16 protein-coding genes, 1 tRNA gene and 3 pseudogenes are annotated in these 16842 nt (G+C 63.6%); 8 read left to right on the top strand and 12 right to left on the bottom strand.

What is annotated here, in order from left to right; translation table 11 throughout:
- Window positions 1-210 precede the first annotated feature (210 nt).
- Complete coding sequence (locus ACVWW3_RS15155; protein WP_247350289.1) at window positions 211-426, top strand: hypothetical protein; 216 nt, start codon at window positions 211-213, stop codon at window positions 424-426.
- Between the two features lie 96 nt (window positions 427-522).
- Window positions 523-915 (top strand): RidA family protein, encoded by a 393-nt coding sequence (locus tag ACVWW3_RS15150; protein WP_456649475.1) that lies wholly within the window; start codon window positions 523-525, stop codon window positions 913-915.
- Window positions 916-919: 4 nt separating this feature from the next.
- On the opposite strand, the gene ACVWW3_RS15145 is transcribed toward ACVWW3_RS15150, so the two are convergent.
- Complete coding sequence (locus ACVWW3_RS15145; RefSeq protein WP_456649476.1) at window positions 920-1582, bottom strand: TetR/AcrR family transcriptional regulator; 663 nt, start codon at window positions 1580-1582, stop codon at window positions 920-922.
- A gap of 215 nt (window positions 1583-1797) precedes the next feature.
- On the opposite strand from ACVWW3_RS15145, the gene ACVWW3_RS15140 reads away from it, so the two are divergent.
- The 3 genes from ACVWW3_RS15140 to ACVWW3_RS15130 all read left to right on the top strand — a co-directional run bounded on the left by ACVWW3_RS15140 (window position 1798) and on the right by ACVWW3_RS15130 (window position 5006).
- Window positions 1798-3033 carry an acyl-CoA dehydrogenase family protein gene (locus ACVWW3_RS15140; protein WP_456649477.1) on the top strand — a complete coding sequence of 412 codons (1236 nt, stop codon included), beginning with the start codon at window positions 1798-1800 and terminating at the stop codon, window positions 3031-3033.
- Between the two features lie 131 nt (window positions 3034-3164).
- Window positions 3165-4223, top strand: a complete 1059-nt coding sequence (locus ACVWW3_RS15135) for a phosphotransferase family protein (RefSeq protein WP_247350283.1) — start codon at window positions 3165-3167, stop codon at window positions 4221-4223.
- Window positions 4224-4379: 156 nt separating this feature from the next.
- Complete coding sequence (locus tag ACVWW3_RS15130) at window positions 4380-5006, top strand: LysE family translocator (RefSeq protein ID WP_456649478.1); 627 nt, start codon at window positions 4380-4382, stop codon at window positions 5004-5006.
- Between the two features lie 89 nt (window positions 5007-5095).
- Here the strand turns inward: ACVWW3_RS15130 and ACVWW3_RS15125 are convergent, their stop codons facing one another.
- From ACVWW3_RS15125 to ACVWW3_RS15115, 3 genes and pseudogenes are all read right to left on the bottom strand, one after another.
- A complete protein-coding gene (locus ACVWW3_RS15125; RefSeq protein WP_456649479.1) occupies window positions 5096-5398 on the bottom strand; it encodes a GIY-YIG nuclease family protein in 303 nt (100 codons plus the stop codon).
- 231 nt (window positions 5399-5629) lie between these two features.
- A pseudogene (gene argE / locus ACVWW3_RS15120) lies at window positions 5630-6803 on the bottom strand (acetylornithine deacetylase).
- A gap of 870 nt (window positions 6804-7673) precedes the next feature.
- Window positions 7674-8460 (bottom strand): annotated as a pseudogene (locus ACVWW3_RS15115) (SDR family NAD(P)-dependent oxidoreductase).
- Between the two features lie 134 nt (window positions 8461-8594).
- Between ACVWW3_RS15115 and ACVWW3_RS15110 the strand changes: the two are divergent.
- Window positions 8595-9293 (top strand): histidine phosphatase family protein, encoded by a 699-nt coding sequence (locus ACVWW3_RS15110; protein ID WP_456649481.1) that lies wholly within the window; start codon window positions 8595-8597, stop codon window positions 9291-9293.
- A gap of 71 nt (window positions 9294-9364) precedes the next feature.
- Window positions 9365-10132, top strand: coding sequence for an SDR family NAD(P)-dependent oxidoreductase (locus tag ACVWW3_RS15105; protein ID WP_354050873.1), 768 nt, complete (start codon window positions 9365-9367; stop codon window positions 10130-10132).
- A gap of 156 nt (window positions 10133-10288) precedes the next feature.
- Here the strand turns inward: ACVWW3_RS15105 and ACVWW3_RS15100 are convergent.
- A pseudogene (locus ACVWW3_RS15100) lies at window positions 10289-11525 on the bottom strand (serine hydrolase domain-containing protein).
- A gap of 163 nt (window positions 11526-11688) precedes the next feature.
- Here ACVWW3_RS15100 and ACVWW3_RS15095 point away from each other — a divergent pair.
- Window positions 11689-11764: transfer RNA gene (locus tag ACVWW3_RS15095), tRNA-Trp, on the top strand.
- 6 nt (window positions 11765-11770) lie between these two features.
- Here the strand turns inward: ACVWW3_RS15095 and ACVWW3_RS15090 are convergent.
- The 7 genes from ACVWW3_RS15090 to ACVWW3_RS15060 all read right to left on the bottom strand — a co-directional run bounded on the left by ACVWW3_RS15090 (window position 11771) and on the right by ACVWW3_RS15060 (window position 16820).
- On the bottom strand, window positions 11771-12262 hold the full coding sequence (locus ACVWW3_RS15090) for a hypothetical protein (protein ID WP_456672004.1): 492 nt from the start codon (window positions 12260-12262) through the stop codon (window positions 11771-11773).
- A 10-nt stretch (window positions 12263-12272) separates the two neighbouring features.
- Entirely contained in the window at window positions 12273-12797 is a 525-nt protein-coding gene (locus ACVWW3_RS15085; protein WP_456672003.1) for a Gfo/Idh/MocA family protein, read from the bottom strand.
- A 36-nt stretch (window positions 12798-12833) separates the two neighbouring features.
- Window positions 12834-14039 (bottom strand): class I SAM-dependent methyltransferase, encoded by a 1206-nt coding sequence (locus tag ACVWW3_RS15080; protein ID WP_456672002.1) that lies wholly within the window; start codon window positions 14037-14039, stop codon window positions 12834-12836.
- Window positions 14032-15249, bottom strand: a complete 1218-nt coding sequence (locus ACVWW3_RS15075) for a class I SAM-dependent methyltransferase (RefSeq protein ID WP_456672001.1) — start codon at window positions 15247-15249, stop codon at window positions 14032-14034. The genes ACVWW3_RS15080 and ACVWW3_RS15075 overlap by 8 nt, the downstream gene beginning before the upstream one ends.
- A 69-nt stretch (window positions 15250-15318) precedes the next feature.
- Window positions 15319-15921 (bottom strand): WbuC family cupin fold metalloprotein, encoded by a 603-nt coding sequence (locus tag ACVWW3_RS15070; RefSeq protein ID WP_354104146.1) that lies wholly within the window; start codon window positions 15919-15921, stop codon window positions 15319-15321.
- Entirely contained in the window at window positions 15899-16564 is a 666-nt protein-coding gene (locus ACVWW3_RS15065; protein WP_456649486.1) for a class I SAM-dependent methyltransferase, read from the bottom strand. Before ACVWW3_RS15065 ends, ACVWW3_RS15070 begins: the two co-directional genes overlap by 23 nt.
- 25 nt (window positions 16565-16589) lie before the next feature.
- Entirely contained in the window at window positions 16590-16820 is a 231-nt protein-coding gene (locus tag ACVWW3_RS15060; RefSeq protein ID WP_456672000.1) for an LIC12192 family sporadic carbohydrate cluster protein, read from the bottom strand.
- Window positions 16821-16842: the final 22 nt, after the last annotated feature.

Genomic DNA, 16842 nt, shown 5'->3' with positions numbered 1-16842 from the left:
AGGGCCGGCGCTCGCGGCATCTCGCGCATGCCGCCGGCATCCTGAAGAGCCTGGGGGCGAGCGTCGCGACCGCCAAACGAGGCGCGCGCGATGCTCGGGCTTGCCTGAGGCTTGCGGGCAATCCCCAGATAATCCCGGTCCGTACTCACACAGGCTTCCGTTCCGCGCGCGACTCAGATTCGATCCTTCCACTCAGTCCGGGAGGGAACGATGTCCTACACGATCGGGTTTCAGGCCAAGGACCAGAAGGCCATTCTGGCGACCGAGGCGGCCACGGCAAACCAGGCCGTCGCGATCGTTGCCGCGCTGCGGCAAAGCGCCGACGAAATAAAGTTCATTCGCTCGCCGCAGGAAGGCGAGATGGGCATCGAGATGCTGCTGCTGCTCGCCAAGGAAGAGGCCGAGGAGATGCCGCAGCACGCCTAGGCGGTTCGGCGAGCAAACTTCGATCGGAAGCGAAGCATGGCGGCTGCAGGATGATGTAGCAAGCCGTCATCTCGCTTGAACCGAAGGTGGCCGCCCATGAAACGCGAAGCGCTCCGCGTCGAACCGATCTCGACCTTTCTCGATCGCTGGAAGGCGCCGACCTCGCCGGTCACGCGCGCCGGCAACATGATCTTCGTCGCCGGCCTGCCGCCGTTCGACCCCGAGACGGGCGAGATCGCGGAAGTGCCGATCGAACGGCAGAGCGAGCTCGTCATGGAGCAGATGAAGCTGTGCCTTCAGACCGCGGGCGCGAGCCTGGACAACGTCATGAAGTGCAACGTCTACTGCACCTCGACAAAACACTTCGCGGCGTTCAACGCCGTCTATGCGCGCTATTTCCCGCAAGATCCGCCGGCGCGGATCTTTGTCTGCACGCCGGAATGGTTTGGCCCCTTCGACGTCGAGATCGACTGCATCGCGATGATGTGAGGTTTCAGCGTGCCGCCACCTTGGACGGCGCCTTCGCCTCCGTCCGTCCCGCCGTCAGCGCCATCGTCGCCACGCTGACGACGCGCGCGACGACGTCCTCGACGTCGTCCAGGTCGCATTTGCCTTCCGACAGCTTGGTCAACCGCTCGCTCTCGCGGATGGTGTGGTGCGCCATGGCGAGCGCGAAATTCAAGCCCCAATAGATATCGACGTCGCTGCGGTCGGGCAGGGCGCGGCGCATCGCGCCGGCGAATTTCCGCAAATGGTCGATCTCGCGGTTCTTGATGCGGCGGATCGGCGGCACGGATTCGATCGAGGCGCGGATCATGAAGCGCGCCGCGGTGGAGCGCTGGTTCTCCGGGCCGAGGCAGCCGCGCAGCGTCGGGCCGACCAAGGCATGCAGGATCACCTCGATCGACGCGCGGCCGCCGCCTTGTTCTTCCGCCGCCTTCAATTCGCGCAAGCGCTCGCGGTTGGTGGCGATCGAGCGTGTCACGAACAGCTCCGCGATCAACTCGTCCTTCGAACCGAAATGATAGTTCACCGCCGCGAGATTGACATTGGCCTCCGCGACGATGTCGCGCAGCGTCACGTCGCCGAACCCGCGATCGGCATAGAGCCGTTCGGCGGCGGCGAGAATGGCAGTCCGGGTATGATCGCTGGCCATGGGTGCCCCTCGGGGAGGGAGTTGCAATTCAAACACTTGTATGAAACTATCGTTTGAAGGCCGGGAAAGTCAATCCGCAATCGGGACTCGTTCGCAAACGCGCGAACCGGTTCCGAAGCATCCGCAAGCCGCGCATTGGCGCTTGCAGGTCGCGCGGTGCGGGAGGACAGTCCGGCGCAAAACAAGTTCGCAAAGAGACAACGAGGAGCGTCCCCATGGATTTCGATCTGTCGCCGAAGCAGAAGGAATGGCTCGACCGCGTGCGGTCCTTCATGGCCAAGCACGTGCGCCCGGCGGTGCCTGTCTACAACGAGCAGGATCACAGCGGTGAGCGTTGGAAGGTCATCCCGGTGCTCGAAGACCTCAAGAAGAAGGCGAAGGCCGAAGGCCTCTGGAACATGTTCATGCCGCCGAACGAGCATGAGGACGACGAATTCCGCGGCGCGGGACTGACCAATCTCGAATACGCGCTGCTGTCGGAAGAGATGGGCCGCATCACCTGGGCTTCGGAAGTCTTCAATTGTTCCGCGCCCGACACCGGCAACATGGAAGTGTTCATGCGCTACGGCTCCAAGGAGCAGAAGCGTAAATGGCTGCGCCCGCTGATGGACGGCGAAATCCGCTCCGCCTTCCTGATGACGGAGCCGGCCGTGGCCTCGTCCGATGCCACCAACATCGAGACCAGCATTGCGCGCGACGGCGACCACTACGTCATCAACGGCCGTAAATGGTGGTCGTCCGGCGTCGGCGATCCCCGCTGCAAGATCGCGATCCTGATGGGCAAGACCGATTTCAAGGCGGCCAAGCACCAGCAGCAGTCGCAGATCCTGGTGCCGCTCGACACCCCCGGCATCAAGGTCGAGAAGATGCTGCCCGTGTTCGGCTTCGACGACGCGCCGCATGGCCACGCTCAGGTGCTGCTCGAGAACGTGCGGGTGCCGAAGGAAAACATCCTGCTCGGCGAAGGCCGCGGCTTCGAGATCGCGCAGGGCCGCCTCGGTCCCGGCCGTATCCATCACTGCATGCGCACCATCGGCAAGGCCGAGGAGGCGCTGGAGAAAATGGTAAAGCGGCTCACCTCGCGCACCGCCTTCGGCAAGCGGATCGTCGAGCATTCGGTGTGGGAGCAGCGCATCGGCGATGCCCGCACCAATATCGAGATGACGCGGCTGCTATGCCTCAAGGCCGCCGACATGATGGACAAGGTCGGCAACAAGACCGCGCAGGCCGAGATCGCCATGATCAAGGTCGCAGCCCCCAACATGGCGCTGAAGATCATCGACGAGGCCATCCAGGCGTTTGGCGGCGCAGGCGTGTCCGACGAAGCGGGCCTTGCCAAGGACTACGCCCACATCCGCACGCTCCGTCTCGCCGACGGCCCGGACGAGGTGCACAATCGCGCCATTGCCAGGCTTGAAGTTCGGAAGTATGCAAACTCTTCCAGTCATTAAGAGGGAGGGCGGAAGCGCGCTCCCGACTTGAAGAAACGACAGGGCATGATCCTTGTTGGATAACCGCTTGACGCAAGTGCAAGAGCGGTTACCGATTAGGATCATGCTTGGACTGAAGAGGGAGCGTCATCGTGGCTGACGGCGTCAGGAAAGACGAAGAGTTCTCGGGCACCAAGCCTGTCGAGGAGCGGCATCGTATCGACGAGATGCGGCTCGAGGCCTGGTTGCGCGACAACGTCGAGGGTTATGAGGGACCGCTGGTCGTGCTCCAGTTCAAGGGCGGCCAGTCCAACCCGACCTACCGGCTTGACACGCCGAACCGCTCCTACGTGATGCGCCGAAAGCCGTTCGGCAAATTGTTGCCGTCGGCGCATGCGGTCGATCGCGAATATCGGGTGATCGCAGCGCTTGGAAAGCAGGGCTTTCCGGTCGCGAAGGCCTATGCGCTGTGCCAGGACGACAGCATCATCGGTTCGGCCTTCTACATCATGTCGATGGAAGACGGCCGGGTGTTCTGGGATCCGGCGCTGCCGAGCCAGACGCCGGAGGACCGCCGAAAGATCTTCACCAGCAAGATCGAGACGCTGGCGAAGCTGCACATGTACGATCCCGTCGCGATCGGTCTTGGCGAGTTCGGCAAGCCCGGCAATTATTTCGCGCGCCAGATCGACCGCTGGACCAAGCAGTATCGGGCGTCCGAGACCCAGACCATTCCGGAGTTCGAGAAGGTCGCGGAATGGTTGCCGAAAACCGTGCCGGAGCAGGCGCGCATCTCGATCGTCCACGGCGACTATCGCCTCGACAACATGATTTTCCACGCGACGGAACCGCGCGTGCAGGCCGTGCTCGACTGGGAATTGTCGACGCTCGGCGATCCCATGGCCGACTTCACCTATCTCCTGATGCAGTGGGTCATGCCGGGTCTTGAGGGCGCCGACCTCAAGGCGCTCAACATTCCGAGCGTGGAAGAGGCCGCGCAGATCTATTGCAACGTCACCAAGATGACGGTGCCTGACCTCAACTGGTACTTCGCCTACAATCTGTTCCGCCTCGCCGGCATCACCCAGGGCATCGCCGGCCGCGTCCGCGACGGCACCGCGGCAAATGCCAAGGCGCTGGAATCAGCCAAGCGCACCGTACCGCTGTCGAAAGCGTCGTGGGAATACGCGCAGAAGGCGGGCGCGGTTTAAGGAATCCGAAGGCGCGGCTGACGGCCGCGCCTTTTTACCTCGATCGCCGCTCTCGTGTCCCGGGCGCGGTGCAGCACGAAGTGCTGCTCCGCAGAGCCGGGACCCAGTCACGTCGTATTGAGCCGTTCGGGACAGAATGACGAGAGAGATGGCCGCATGATCGACCACACCGCGCTCATCACCTACATCCTCATCGTCCTCGGCTTCGTCTTCATTCCCGGTCCGGCGACACTCCTCACCATGGCGCGCGCAGCGAGCTCGGGAACCAGGGTCGGCATCGCGACGGGCGCGGGAATTGCGGCCGGTGACGTGGTCCACACCACCATGGCGATCGTCGGCCTCTCTGCGATCATCGCAACTTCGGCCCTCCTGTTCAGCGTCGTCAAATACGTGGGCGCAGGCTTCCTGATCTATCTCGGCATTCGCGCCATTCTCGACAAGGCGCCGCTCGAGGTGAATGGCGGCGCGCCCGCGATCAGCGCAGCGCGAGCATTCCGGCAGGCCGTGCTGACCGAGGTGCTTAATCCGAAGACCGCGCTGTTCTTCCTCGCGTTCCTGCCGCAGTTCGTCCGTCCCGAGCATGGTTCGACGACGCTGCAGCTCGCGCTGTTCGGCGCTGTCTTCGTGTTGCTCGGCCTCGTCAGCACGGTGGTGTTCGCCGTCGGCGCCGGCCGTCTTGGCAATTTGCTACGCCGCTATCCGGCCGTCGTGAAATGGCAGGGCAAGGTGGTCGGGACCATCTACTGCGCGATTGGCGTGCGGCTGGCGTTGCAGGAGCGCTGAGCCGTAGGGCGGATGAGCGATCAATCCGCCGTTCTCGTGTCCCGGACGCGGCGCAGCACGAAGTGCTGCTCCGCAGAGCCGGGGCCCAGTTACGTCACCAAGGTATTCAACTCATTCGTAAGACCGCGCCAATCCGGATTGAGCTCTTCGATCAGCTTGAGCTTCCAGGCCCGTCGCCAACGCTTCAACGAATGCTCGCGTGAGCGTGCCTCGATCTCGGACTCGAAGGTTTCGAAGTAGACGAGCAGAGTTACATCGTGTTGCCGCGTGAAGCCGGGTAGGAGTTTGGACTTGTGCTCGGCCATTCGTCGACCGAGATTGTTGGTGACCCCGACATAAAGAGTCCCGTTTCGCTTGCTCGCGAGGATGTACACGAAGAAGGGCATCTGCATGCAACCTGTGTCCGATGGTGGCGCGACTTAAGATTGCATGTTGGGGCGCCTGGGTCCCGACTCTGCGGCGCGTCACTGCGTGCCGCATCGCGTCCGGGACACGTGAGCGGATTCCGGGCGTGCGATTTCGCCTCCGGAGGCCGATGAATAGCCATGCTCTCTTGTCCCGGACACGGTGCAGCACGAAGTGCTGCTCCGCAGAGCCGGGACCCAGATAGCTGCAGACACCGATTATGACGCAACACAATGCGCAATGAGCTTCTCCACGAACCCCGCGCATTTCTCCAGCTGCGCCATTTCCACGAATTCGTCCGGCGTGTGCGCCTGCGCGATTCCGCCGGGGCCGATCACCACGGATGGGATATCGGCCATGCTGGCGAACAGGCTCGCCTCGGTGCCGAAGGCGACCTTGGCGTGGTCGTTGCGGCCGGCGAGGCTCTTGGCCAGCGTCACGATGGCGGCGTCGGCGGCCGTGTCGAGCGCGGGGTAGTCGAGGATCTCCTCGAAATCGATGCCACATTCCGGATGCATCGACTTCATCGCGGGCTCGAGCTCGGCCTTGGCCCAGGCGACGATCGCATCCGTGACCTCGCGCGACTCGGTGATGCCGATGCCGCGGCATTCGAAATCCACCGTGCAACTATCCGGCACGATGTTCAGCGCGGCGCCGCCATGGACGATGCTGGTGAGCAGCGTCGAGTGCGGAACATCGTAGAGGCTGTTCGTTGACCGCACGGCGGCGAGCGTGACCGCGCGGCGGCGGATTTCGACGATCAGCTCGGCCGCATATTCGATCGCATTCACCCCGTCGGGCGCGATCGAGGAGTGGCGGGCCAGCCCCCGAAACGTCGCGCGCACGCCGTGCTTGCCCTTGTGTCCGATGATGACCTTCATCTCGGTGGGCTCGCCGACGAAGCAGCCGAGCGGCCTGGACCTTCTTCTTCGCGATCTCGCCGAGCATCGGCCGCACGCCGACGCAGCCGATCTCCTCGTCATAGGAGATCGCCAGATGGATCGGCGTTGCCAGCTTCACCTCCAGCATCTCCGGCACCATGGCGAGGCACACCGCGACGAAACCCTTCATGTCGGTGGTGCCGCGGCCGTAGAGCCTGCCGTCGCGCTCGATCAGCTTGAACGGATCGTGGCTCCAGTCCTGGCCGACCACAGGCACCACGTCGGTATGTCCTGACAGCACCAGGCCGGGGCGGTCCTCGGGTCCAATGGTGACCCACAGAGAGGCTTTCTGTCCGGTCTCGTCGACGATGCGCTCACCCTTGACGCCGAGCGCGGCGAGATAGCTCTCGATATGCGCGATCAGGGGCAGGTTGGAGCGATCGCTGATCGTGTCGAAGCCGACGAGGTCGGCGAGCAGTTTTCGGATACGGTCGGGTCTTGAGCTTGGCATTTTCACGTTCTTATCAGGAGGTGGGAAGCTGACGCAGCTTGCATGAACCATACCAATGTTGCGGGTGTTAGGGCAAACCAGCACAAATCCGTCCGGGCGACGAGATGTTGTGTGGCCCGTCCGGCAAAACACCCAAATGCTCGGTCAACCCGCATCGCCAAAGATATTCCGCTTTACCGAAATTCGGAAACGGCGTATGTATCGCCGCAACCCGGCCCAAGGAAGAGGGGCGTATCGCGATCGTCACGAACGCGGGCCGGGCGGCGGTGGACGCCGATCACATCGGCGCGAATGGTTTCGCAGGGCGGAGAGCCGTGAGCGAAGGCGTCGCGCGCACGACCGGTGTGATCGGCGTACGGCCAAATCGTGTCGTCCTGGCGCCCGGAGTCTGTGCGCCAAGTCTTGCGGTGATGTGTGCTGTCCGACCGGACCGCGCGCATCAGCCATCCGCAGGGCGACGGGGGCAATAGTGCATCGCTCCCCGGGGAGAGCACGACATAAGCCGTTCCAACCATTGCGCAGGGAAGGCCGGATGTTGGGCTTCACCTGTATGCCGCTGTGCAATTTTGTTACGACAACTTCGCACAGTGGACCGCGGGTGCCAGCCGGCACCCGGTCTTCCCTGCGCTCTCTTTCATTTGAGGGTGAGACGACGAAGCAAAGCTCGGGCGAAACACGCCGCGAGAATGCGAGCCCATGTCAGGCATTCAACAACGATCTCGTGCCCCGGACGCAGCGCAGCGCCTCTTGGCGGTGCGCTGCAGAGCCGGGGCCCATGCAGCAGCGAGTGCGCGGCTTTCTGGGTCCCGGCTCTGCGCAGCAACGCGAAGAGGCGTTGCAGCGCGTCCGGGACACGAGAGTGCGTGCGAGCTAAACCGGTTTCCCCGCATACGGCATCGACGCTGTCAGCCCGCCGTCCACCGGGAATGCCTGGCCGTTGACGTACGACGCCTCGTCGCTGGCCAGAAACAATCCCATCGCGGCGAGCTCGTGCGGCTGGCCGGGGCGCTTGAGGGGGTTGAGCTGGGCCGATCTTGTCGGCGGTGCCGCGCTCCTTGGCGCGGTCGAAGATTGGCTTGGTCATGCCGGTCTCGATCAGGCCGGGGCACACCGCGTTGATGCGCACGCCGGTGCCGGTGAGCGAATACGCGGTGGTCTGCACCAGGGAGATCACGCCGGCTTTGCTCGCTGCATAGGGATGACCGCTGGCGCCGGCCTTGAGACCGGCCACGGACGCCGTCAGCACGATCGCGCCGGATTGTTGCTTCACCATGTGCGGCATCGCATGCTTCACCGCGAGGAACGGCCCGATCAGATTGATCCGCAACACCTCCTGCCATTGCTCGACGGTCTGCTCGCCGAGCGGGACGAGTCCGCCGGAGACGCCGGCATTGGCCCAGATCACGTCGAGCCGGCCGTGCGTCTTCACCGCATTGTCGATCACGGCGATGACGTCTTTCTCGGAGCCCGCATCCGCCACCATCGCTTCGGCGACACCGCCGGCCTTCTTCACCTCGTCGACCGTTTCTTTCACCGCTTCGGTGCGATCGACCGCGATCAGCTTGGCGCCTTCCCTGGTGAACAGCAGCGCGGCCGCGCGGCCGATGCCGCTGCCGGCACCGGTGATAATGACGGATTTGCCTTGCAGACGGCCCATGCGTTTTCTCCCTCTGGTTCGCACGCGACGCTTGCCGCGCGACGGAATTTCAAACAAGATTTCAAACGGTAAAGTGTCTTGAGACACGTTCGCTACTGACGTACAGCGACATCAAACGGGATGGAAGGGTTTCGATGGCAGGTGCAGACAAGCCCAAGGTGGTCACGACACGCTGGTGGTGGGTCCGTCACGCGCCGGTGCGCAATGACGGCGGCAACATCTACGGTCAGTCCGATCTCGCCTGCGACACCAGCGATACCTACGTCTTCAATGCTGTTGCCAAGGTGCTGCCACGCAATGCAGTCTGGTATTCGAGCAATCTGATGCGCACGCATCAAACGGCCGAAGCGATCTGGGCGGCTGGTTTTCCGAGGCCTGCGTCGATGACACGGGAAGCGGACCTCGCCGAGCAAAACCTCGGGCGATGGCAGGGCATGAACCGCGCCCAGTTCATCGCCAGCCGCCCTGTCGGCTCGAGCTGGTTTGCCGATATCAACGAGCCCGCACCCGGCGGCGAGAGTTTTCTAGACCTCTACAATCGCGCCCGCCGCACCATCGATCGGATCAATGCCGAGGCTGCGGGGCGTGATGTGATCGCAGTGGCACATGGTGGCACCATCAAAGCGGCACTTGGGCTGGCGCTCGATGGCCAGCTGGAGAAGGCGCTGTCGTTCGACATCGACAATTGCTCGATCACGCGGCTCGACCATTTTGCGAACCCCGAGCGCACGGTGTGGCGGCTGCCGATGGTGAACCAGCAGCCGTGGATCGCGGACGACGCGCATGCGGAGATGCATCAGCCGGCAGGACCGGAAGTCAAGAAACTCGCCTGAGTCGTTGCCCGCTCGCGCGGACGCGGCGTAAGCTCCAGGCCAATTCAAATCAGAACTGTTGGGAGAGAAGCATGACCTTGTTCGACATGAAGGGGAAAGTCGCCGTCATCACCGGCTCGACGCGCGGCATCGGGCTCGCGATCGCCGAGCGCATGGCCGAGCACGGCGCCAAGGTCGTGATCTCCTCGCGCAAGGCCGATGTCTGCGATCAGGTCGCCAAGTCCATCAACGACAGATTCGGCAAGGGCACCGCGGTCGCCATCGCCGCCAACATCTCGTCGAAGGAAAACCTGCAAAACCTCATCGACGAGAGCAACCGCGCCTTCGGCAAGATCGACGTGCTGGTCTGTAACGCCGCATCGAACCCGTATTACGGTCCGCTCGCCGGCATCTCCGACGATCAGTTCAGGAAGATTCTGGACAACAACATCGTCGCCAACAACTGGCTGATCTCGATGGTGGTGCCGCAGATGATCGAGCGCAAGGACGGCTCGATCATCGTCGTCTCCTCGATCGGCGGATTGAAAGGCTCGACCATCCTCGGCGCCTACGCGATCTCCAAGGCCGCCGACATGCAGCTCGCGCGCAACCTGGCCTGCGAATACGGACCGCACAACATCCGCGTCAACTGCATCGCGCCCGGCCTGATCAAGACCGATTTCGCCAAGGCATTGTGGGACAATCCGGAGAATTTGAAGGCCTCGACCGCGCGCTCGCCGTTGTTGCGCATCGGCATCCCCGACGAGATCGCGGGCGCCGCAGTGTTCCTGGGATCGAAGGCCGGCGACTTCATGACCGGCCAGACCATGGTGATCGACGGCGGCGCCACGATCAGTTGAGGCCCCAGTAGGTGTCATCGTCCGCGAAGGCGGACGATCCAGTACTCCGCGGCTGTAGTGGCGTGAAGGAATGGCCGCCGCGGCGTACTGGATGCCCCGCCTGCGCGGGGCATGACAGTGAGGAAGGATGCAGCGTCGCGCGTAAGCGATGCAGCCTCAATCCACCGCCGCGTACACCAGATCCCGCACCAGCGTCCGCGTAAAATCGCGCTGTCCCGGGCCTTGGCTCATGAACACGACGAACAGATCCTCCTTCGGATCGATCCAGAAGAACGTCCCCGCAATGCCGCTCCAGAAATACTGACCGACGCTGCCGGGGAAGGGCGCGATGCCGGCCTCGCGGCGCACGGCGAAGCCGAGGCCGAAGCCGTGGCCGGGCGACAGGAGAGTGCCGTTGGTCACGACGTGAGGTCCGAGATGATCGGACGCCATCAGCTCCAGCGTTTTGCGGCCGATGATCCTGTTGCCATCGAGGGTGCCGCCGTTGCGCAGCATCAGCGCGAAGCGGGCATAATCCATGGTGGTGGAGACGAGGCCGCCGCCGCCGGACTCCATGATCGGCTGTTCGAGCATGTTGAACAGCGCGACCTTGTCACCGGTCCAAGGATCGGCCGCGAACGGCTCGGCCAGCCGGCCGGCATTGGCTTCGCTGGTTGCAAAGCCGGTCTCGGCCATTTGCAAGGGCGCGAGAATGCGCTCGGCGAGGTACGTGCCGAGCGACTTGCCGCTGACGATTTCGATGATGCGGCCGAGGATGTCGGTGGAGCGGCTGTAGTTGAACTCGTCGCCGGGATGGCAGACCAGCGGGAAGCTCGCCACCAGGGCGGCGTGCTCGGCATTGGTGATCTTGCGGCTGCGCACCCGCGAGTCCTGGTAGAGCTTGTGCACGGGGCCGTCGCCCTGGTGCTCGTAGGTCAGGCCGGAGGTGTGGCGGAGCAGGTCCTGCACCGTCATCGGCCGTTTCGGCGGAACCAGTTCCAGCTTGCCGCCGCTGACCACGCCGACCTTTTGGTCGGCGAACTCAGGGATGAATTTCGCGACGGGATCGGCAAGCAGCAGATGGCCGTCCTCGACCAGCGCCATGATGCCAACCGACACGATCGGCTTGGTCATCGAGAAGATGCGGAAGATCGAATCATGCGCCATCGGCGCCGCGCCCGTCGGGCTCTGCTTGCCGAGCGCCTCAAACCAGCCGACCCTGGCCGCGCCGCGCCACCAGCACGGCGACGCCGGGAATGGTTCCCTTGTCGATCTCGCGCTTGAAGGCGTCCGACATGGCCTGGAGGCGCGGGCGCGACAGCCCGAGCGTCTCGGGGCGGGCCTCCGGCAGAGGCGGGGTGTTCGGCGCGGTCGAGGGGCGAGGGGCGGCTGTCGCAGAGGCTGTCGCAGTCATGGGCACTCCCGGTTACTTATTATTATTCGGGGCCGACTGTGGCCCAGAAGGCGCGGCACAAACAAGCGAAGCCAGCGCGCTTCACCCTTGCAATCCGGCCTTGCAATCCGGCCGCCCCTTGTGCTTCAAAGCGGCCTGATCCAGGCGGCAACGCAGGGTCCGTAGGAGTGTAGCTCAATTGGTAGAGCACCGGTCTCCAAAACCGGGGGTCGCAGGTTCGAGCCCTGCCACTCCTGCCAGCGAAATCAAACACTTAGATCAGATGCTGGCGGGACGGGAACCTGCCGTTTCCAGATCGCCTCCGCGAGGGCGATGTCGGCCACGGAATCTTCGCCGGAAGCCAGCGGCGTCCTCAGCTCGACCATATCGGTGACGAATGCATCGGCCTGACGCCGAAACGCCCAACTTTTTTCGCGCGACAATTGCGTGCGTTGTCCTTGCTGATCGAGGATGACCTCCGCCTCCTGCTCGGCAAAGGGCGGGGGCAACTCGATGGTCACTGCGCCCCGCTCGAACGCGATGCTCAGTCCCTCGCGCCAGACGCCCTCAGATCCATTTACGAGTTGCAGCGCGCAGGCGACGCCGTCGAAGTCGAGCGTCACGGTCGCCGCGCCCGAGGTCTCGACGGTACTTTCGGTGACTGCCGGCGACGGTCCGAGCATGTATCGCGCGAGATTGATGATATGGCTGAACACGTTCAGAAAATTGTCGTAGCCGGGTCGCATCGCACCGGGCATCCAGTCCGGGCTATCCTGCCAGAGCTCGAGCCCGTCCGGCCGCGCTTCGCCGGTCAGGACGAAGTTGTTCCTGCGACCGGCCAGTGTCGCCGCCGAAGCACCAGCCTCGCGCCCCGATAACGCGTCCAAGCGACTGATCCGCTCGAATGCGCGCCAACTCGGCCAGCGCGCGCGCCACGCCGGCGTCGTGACGCTTCATGTAGCCGATGCTGTAGACGAGGTTGTGCCGCCGTGCGGCCTCGGCCAGTGCAACGGCCTGAGCCGTGGTGTAGGCCATCGGCTTTTCCGACAGCACATGCCGGCCGCTGTTCAACGCATCCAGTACGATCGGCCCGGTGGCGCGGCGCTTCGTCACGACGACGACGGCGGACACGTCGCTGTCCGCCAGCAGCTCCCGGTGCGTGCCGTAGACCCGGGCGATGTCGAATTTTTGCGCCGCTGCGGCAGCGAGATCAGGCCGGAGATCGGCGATCGCGACAACGCGGCAGGCAGGATTGGCGGCGAAATTGGCGAGGTGGCACATCTGGCCGACCATGCCCGTTCCGATGATGCCAATGCCTGGCCTCACTTGCTAGGACCCCTCGAAGCGTTTCCGGATAATGAGGAAATGCGCCGGCTGTCCCCAGGTGTTGATGAACGCTTGGTCGGATTGGGTGAGGGCGGCGACTGTGGACACGTCCCGTCGCCCGATCGCGCCAAAGATACGATGGAAACTGTCGAGGGTCGCAATGATGGCGTCGATGTCGGAAGCATCGTCGGCGAGAATTTCTGTCGTCCTTATCGTCTCGCGCAGCGAGGCGAGGCTCGCGATCACGCGGGGCAGGCTGGCGCCGAAGGGATCCTCGATCATCCCATCGACATCGAGAACCAGTGTCTCGATCGAAGCCGAGATCGCGTCGACCGCTTCGGTCCTGCCGGCCAGATAGAGCTTCCGTCCGCCGAGAAAGCTCAGACGGCTGCGGCCGAGATGGCGCGCCGCGCGCCGCAGCTTCTCGTCATCGGACAGGACCTTCTTGTGCCAGTAGACGTCCAGGCTGTCGCGATAGGCGGGCCACGCCGAATGGATATCGAATCCCTGCTCGTGCGCCGCCCTACACAAGGCTCCCGCCTCGAGGAAGTAGCGGTGCCGAACGAATGGATTTTCGAGCACGTCCATCAGCCAGGATACGAAGCTGCGTGTGTGCGGAATGCTGTTCCATTTCGCGTCGAACAGCATCTTCGCCGTTTCGAGCCCGGGACGGCCCGTCAGTACCTTGCCTGCCGCATGAATCGCCTTGAGCGCGAGCTCGAAGAATCCGCCGTAGCGCTCGTAGTAGGAAACGACCGCGTAACCGTCCGGATTGAGCAGCCGGTGAAAGATGCCGAGCCAATTCTCAGTCGGCTGCACCGTGTAGATGAATCCTTCGGCATCGATGATGTCGAAGCGACGATCGCTGCGAAATCCTTCGACATCGGACGATACGAGTTCACGCAGACGTTCCGCTTGGCTGAAATGCGCGAAGTAATCCTGGATTTTCGCGTGCGCATGCCGGTTCGGCTCGGCGAGCGTCATGTTTGCGCCCCAGCCTGCAAACACCAGCGCGTTCTCGCCGGAATCGGGGCCGAATTCGAGCACGTCGGCGTCGCGGAACAACCGCGGCGGCAGCACCAGCTTGTCCGAAAACAACTCGCGCCGCAGGCCGGCATAGGCTCCGAGTTCGGCGGCGGATTTGAAATTCCCGAACGTCGGCAGGACCTCCTGACGTTCGTAGTAGTTGAAGAGCTTGTCCTCAGCCATGCCGCGACCCTGCGGCCGCCTCGAGGCGATCGAGCTCGCTCCAGATGTCCGAGGGTGCGAAGATCGAAACGATGTGGAGCGGGCGCTTCACGGTTTCGCGCAGCCGGCTGCTGACCCTGTCTTCGTTCTCCTGGTTCACGGCCAGAAGGCAGACGAGCGGATTTGACTTGCCTGCGAGGCCCTCCGGCGAACGGATCGGAATGCCGGTGCCGGGCAGGAACAAGCCCTGGCGCTCCTTCTGGTCGTCGACCGAGAGGTCGACGAGATCCGCGAGTTCGTGGGCATTGGTGAAAGTGCAGGCGCGGCAGCCGGCACCGTAGATGGCGATCTCGGCGCCGTTGGCGCGAGCCTTGGCGAGGATCGGGCGGAGCCGCGCGCCGTACTCCCTTGCGCGCTGGCCGAACCTCTCGCCGACTCCGGCAGGGGCGGGCGGTGGCGTCACGTCGTGCGGGGCGCGGCGCGCTGCGATCGCGAGGCTGCCGCCGCTGAAATTGTATTTCTTCACCGACACCGCCTCGAAGCCGTGGCGCGCCAGCAGCGCGAGCAGTGTCGGTTCGGTGAAGTAGCTGACGTGCTCCTCCCACAGGACCGAGAGGTCGCCCGCCGTCGAGCCGGGTGCGAAATCAGGCACGTCGATGAACAGCAGCCCATCGTCGCTGAGCGCGATCTTCACGCAGTCGAAAAAGTTCTCGAAATCGACGATGTGCTCCAGCACCTGGCGCGAGACGACGAGGTCGAACTTGCCGGCCTCTGCGACCGCGTCGTGACACAGCGCCGGGCTGATCATGTCGGCATAGACCTTGATGCCGCGCTCGCGGGCGATCTTGCCCGACACCAGGTTGGGCTCGACGCCCACCAGAACTTTCGCGCCACGTTCGCGAAGCCTGTCCATGAACAGGCCGTCGTTGCATCCGATCTCGAACACGGATTGATGGCTCGAGAATTTCGCGATGGTATCGAGCTCGTCGACCTGGTGCGGCTCCGGCTTCCAGCTGCTGAAATTGTAGTTGAACTGCCGGTACAGAATGTCGGGATCGATCGGCTTGACGATCTGGGGCAGGCCGCACGCGCCACACGCCAGCACCTCGAACGGATACCGGTCGTCCTGTTCGTCGCGGCTGTGCCGAAGCCGATGCGCAATCGGCATCTGTCCGAGGTCGATGACCGGGCGCAAATTGGTCGAATGGCAGAGGCGGCAATGATCGGTCACGGGTTTGGCTCTGTGCAGGAAAAGCGAGGAAACATCGACGCTCCAGGCGATACGCGACGCAGTTGAAGCCTATATCGCGCCAGAGGTCTTGCCACAATTCTTAAGTTGCCGTGCCGCGGCGAGCGCACCAATCTTCGTGACGTAGTTCTGGACTTCAGCGGCATCGCTGCCATCGGGAGCCCAGTCAGGAAATGCGGTGCGGGAGGGATCGAACGGACCGGCGGTGGTTTCGTGAAACACCAGCCATTCCGAGGTGATCAGGATCGAGTGAAACACCTGCTCGGGCATCCGGTAATAGCAGCGCTGGCCCTGGCCGTAAGGCGCCATCTCGAGCACGTCGCGAATCCGCCCGTCATCCTCGAAGATCACGACCTGCGCGGTGCCTTCGATGACGTGGAACGACTCGGGTTTGCCAAAATGCTTGTGAGGCCGCACATAGGCCTCGCGATGATGCACGATCAGCATCTCGTGCAGGCCGGACGAGGGGTCGGGATGCGTGCACAGCCGGCTGCGCAGACGCGGATTGCCGGCGGCGATGCGCTTCAGCTCGGCGATCGTGGCGTCGTCCGCCGTGACGATGGCGTCGTCCGAATAATACACTTCGGAATTTTGCGCACGCAACGAGGTCGGCCGGCGCAGGCCCGTTGCTTCATTCGAAGAAGATGAACCCATGGTCGCCCCGGTATCCGCATTTGTCGTAGATCCAGGCCCACGTTTCCGGACCGTGGAAACTCAGGCAGGTGAGCTGCCAGTAGAGCAGGTTCGCCTTCTCGCGCTCGTCGCGGAATGATTCCACCATCAGATATTTCGAGGCGCCGCGCCCAACGCGCTCGATCTCGGAGACGGCGCGGAAGACGTCCTCGAGCGGAAGATTGTGAAGCACGCCGAGCGACACCACGAGATCGAAGCTGTGGTCGGGATAGGGGAGCTCGACGGCGCTGCCGATCTTCAATTGCGGCCGCACCTCCTCCTTGGCGTTGGCGATGCCATAGTCGGAGATGTCGATGCCGGCGATCGTGAGGCCGGGCACGAGCTGGCTGAACTCATGGAGCAAATAGCCCTTGCCGCAGCCGACATCGAGCACGCGCATCCCGGGCTTGATGCTATAGCGGTCGATCAGGGTCTGGGCGAGCGGGCGCCACCGTCCGTCGTAACGATAACCGCCATAGCCATAGCGGCGGTCGCCGTCCCAGTAGTCGTGTCCCCATTGCCGGGCCACGGTGGCGGATTCCGCCTTGTCGTGCTCGACGACCCGCTGAACGTAGTTCCGCTTGGTCGACGCGTGCATCGGCTGGAGTAAGTTGATCTCGGTCATTGTCCTCAACCGGTCCGCGGCATCGTCACAGGATGGTCGCGAATTTGTTGACGAGCAGAATGTCCTCGACGGCCTGGATGCCGTCGCGCGAGGACAGCGTGATCTCCTCGACGGCGGCGTGCAAGTCGCAGCCTTCGCTCAGCACGCGGTCGTAGATCTCCCGCCGCCGCGCCTCTTCGGGCGGCAGCATGAAGATGCTGTAGAGAATCAGGCCACGCAGCCGCGGCAGCTCGTCCAGGATGTCTTCGAGCACCATGTAGCTGCCTTTGCATGGTGTG

The organism is Bradyrhizobium sp. LM2.9 (assembly GCF_054056555.1).
The sequence above is the reverse complement of the archived record's forward strand: the minus strand, read 5'-3'. Positions and strand labels throughout refer to the sequence as shown.